The organism is Prevotella sp. ICM33 (genome assembly GCF_000517825.1).
Classification (GTDB): domain Bacteria; phylum Bacteroidota; class Bacteroidia; order Bacteroidales; family Bacteroidaceae; genus Prevotella; species Prevotella melaninogenica.
This window is the reverse complement of the sequence record NZ_JACD01000033.1, coordinates 1-3,132: the sequence shown is the minus strand read 5'-3', so window position 1 is coordinate 3,132 and position 3,132 is coordinate 1. Positions and strand designations below refer to the sequence as shown.

Below are 3,132 nucleotides of genomic sequence, written 5' to 3'. Positions count from 1 at the left end.
ATTCCAAATGCTTGTAATCCATATCTTCCCCAATTTCCTTTGCTACTTCCCATCAAACACTATATTTATATCATCCGAAACAAAGTTGTTTATCATCTTAGAACTTTAATTTATGATATTACCTAACCTCATTAAAGGGCAAGTTCAATAAACTCTATTATTCTTCTAACGCATATTCCTTGATTATATTATCTTTAAATGATTTTCTATTGCACAAATATAACCAAATTACTATAATAGTTTTGATTTCATTTAGCTGTCACTTTTAACAATTCGTATAAATATATTATAAGTCAGACTGTTATACGTCTGTTTCAAATGACAGAAGTGACAGGAATTCTTTTTTCGAATAAAATAGCTTTGATATAGAAAGCAGAGGATTATTAAAAAAGAAGCAATAGAAGACACAGAGCAGCCGTCGGTGTATGGAGGAGGTTGTTTGACAATTTTATTTGTCCTCTCGGATCAGTGTGCCTTATTATGCAAACTCTTCAGTTTACCACTCTACGTTTCGAAAGAACCCTCATTCCAATATTCATTGATAAGGTGATTTTCATATTTCTTTCCAAATCCAAGTACTCTGCCATAGACCTTCTTCCGTTTAAGATTATAACATTTAACAAGATAATGAAACATATCTTACTCTCCATTTCGACCAAATCGATACCTTTATATTGAATATCTTCTTCATAGCTCACTTTCTGAGGAGTATTTTATTTTGATTTCTACAGAAGTATAATTTCTTGGCTCAAAAAATATTCTTCCTTCTTTATTATAAAGGCTGAAAGACGGTTTTGTTTATCAACTCTCCATATAATTTATCAAACATCTATGTGTTTAAATACCTTACACTTAGCCTTAGCAATATCACCTGAGATTTCACCAGAGTATGGGTCTTCTTTAAGTCCATACTTGCTTCTTGTAAGATCCTGGAGAACTACGATCATAATGGCAATAATTTCTTCATCTATTTCTTTTGGTAGATTAGCGTAGATAAATTTAACTATCTCATTCTTTGTCTCCTTATTTCTGAAGAATATCTGACGCATAGCAGATATCGTGAATCCCCTTAAGATGCAAACTTGTTCAGTCTGATAATGTGCTTTAAGAAGATTAATTGTTTCTGTCTCGCCTAACCAGCCACATACAATAATAGCCTTGTATCTTACTTCCTGATCTTCATTTTTAAGAAAAGGGATAATTGAGGGTAAATACCTCTTGTCATGTGTCAGTCCTATGATGTGAATGACGTTGGATTTAATAAGATTATCGATTTCACTATTTAACTTTTTTAATAAGAAAGATACTCCCTCGTCTCCTCTTTTTAAAAATCCATTACCTAAGATTCTTTTCAAATCACTGTTATTAGACTCATTAAAGTAAACATAATGACGCTCCATTCCCATTACAGAGTGGTCTTCCAACAAGATATTAAGAAAGTCATTATGCACTTTAAAGCTATCAGTTTCTAAGGCTATATTATAAGCTGATGAAATATCTACCATCCTATCTGGAATAATTAAAATTATATTTTATTTTGTCAAGAAGTAGCTCTACTTGCTTTTCAGAATCAGCATTACAGTAGAACTTCGTTACCAGCAAAGTGGAGCCTGCACGAATAATTACAAAACTGGGATTGAAATAGTTATAATTCTTGTATACATCAGCATTGCCAAAGACTTTATTAACTTTGACCACGGCAACATCTTCTTTAATATTTCTTTGCAGTGCTCCAGCAACATACTCATAGTATTTAGATGCTTTCTCCTCATCCTTAAACTCATAGAACTCCAGAGGGATATCAATCATTACATTATGCAGGTCGTCCTTGACACTTTTCATCATAACGGTAATATTGGCTATTCCTGTCTTGTCAGATATTGCACTCTTATCAACCGCTGCCTTTGTAAATCCTAAGGTAAGAGCAGCCTGTTCAAACTGTTTTCCAGTAACAGGAGTCAATCGAAGAAATGCACCACCAACATAGGCAAAGTAAGCAAATAGCCCACCTATAATCAGCAGGGATAATACAGCTAATAGTTTTTTCTTTTTCATGAATCTTTTCTTTTATTTATGTAAGGACACTAAACACGCCATTTAAAATCATCACCACAATCAATATGTTTGTTTTTATTTTCTCAGTGTAAATGCACATTAAGAGGTTGAAAAAAGTGAAGAAAACCCATAAAGGAATGTATTTACCTTTCACATAAGCCACTAAATTTAAGTAATAAACTGAACTTTTTTCTCGCTGCCCAGAATAAACAAAGGGAATGTATTTCCCTTGATTCTCCCTAAAATCAGGCTCCAAATAGCATAGCAAGTTTTTGGGGTGAGATTCTATTATACTACTAAAAGAACGCTGTGGATAAGGAAGAGACATATAATATGTTGCTTCAAACTCTTTGTCTGGAAAACTTTCTGACTCAAACCGAACTGTATGGTTTCCTCTACTACCCGTGATTGTAATCCCATATTCTTTTCCTGTAATGTCCCCCTTTGTGTATTTTACAGGAATATCAACAAAAATCAACTCTTTATCAGCCTTATAGGTTAGATAAGCAAAGCAGCCTATATAACTAAAGAATGCAAATAATTGAAGAAAAATTATCAGTATCTTATATCTTGCCTTCATACACGTTATTTCTATCTTCAGTTTTCCTTTTCCTGTAAATTTTCATCGTGTCTTCCTCGCATGCCTATTATTATACTCTTTCTTTATTCAGTTCGGCAATAAGTAAGGTATTCCTTTACACTATGTCTATAATCCTCTTCAGAAACTTCATAATATTTATAATTTGGATCTGTGTACCATAATAATGCAGGAACAGGCTTTTCCTTACTTCCTAATTTTGGATTATGCAAATCATCCTTATTAACAACAAGATAAATNTTNGGACTCCTTCGNAAAAGTTCTGCATTTACTGATATTCTGCCNGGGACATCGTAAGTCTCTAATACAAAATTTTTCTTTCTGTCAGACGAATAAACTTTTGCTATATCTTTATACAGTGTACTATGGTTGCGNCTCAAAGGNTGTCTTGCATANCTTACCATGTCTTCCACATCGAAAAAAGTAAAATCTGTCAGTTCCACAACTTCCGAGTTCTGAATATATGCGTTAATTTCTTC

Annotated in this window: 4 protein-coding genes; all 4 read right to left on the bottom strand. The window is 33.1% G+C overall.

The features are described 5' to 3' along the window. Positions 1-821: 821 nt before the first annotated feature. Entirely contained in the window at positions 822-1,505 is a 684-nt protein-coding gene (locus HMPREF1505_RS04465) for a HEAT repeat domain-containing protein (RefSeq protein WP_036923144.1), read from the bottom strand. Position 1,506: 1 nt separating this feature from the next. Further along, positions 1,507-2,055: a hypothetical protein gene (locus HMPREF1505_RS04460; protein WP_036923141.1), complete on the bottom strand. Its 549-nt coding sequence runs from the start codon at positions 2,053-2,055 to the stop codon at positions 1,507-1,509. Between the two features lie 16 nt (positions 2,056-2,071). Beyond that, positions 2,072-2,635 carry a hypothetical protein gene (locus HMPREF1505_RS04455; protein WP_036923138.1) on the bottom strand — a complete coding sequence of 188 codons (564 nt, stop codon included), beginning with the start codon at positions 2,633-2,635 and terminating at the stop codon, positions 2,072-2,074. An 83-nt stretch (positions 2,636-2,718) separates the two neighbouring features. After that, positions 2,719-3,132: hypothetical protein (locus HMPREF1505_RS13430; RefSeq protein WP_036923136.1), on the bottom strand; the 414-nt coding region annotated here is incomplete at its 5' end.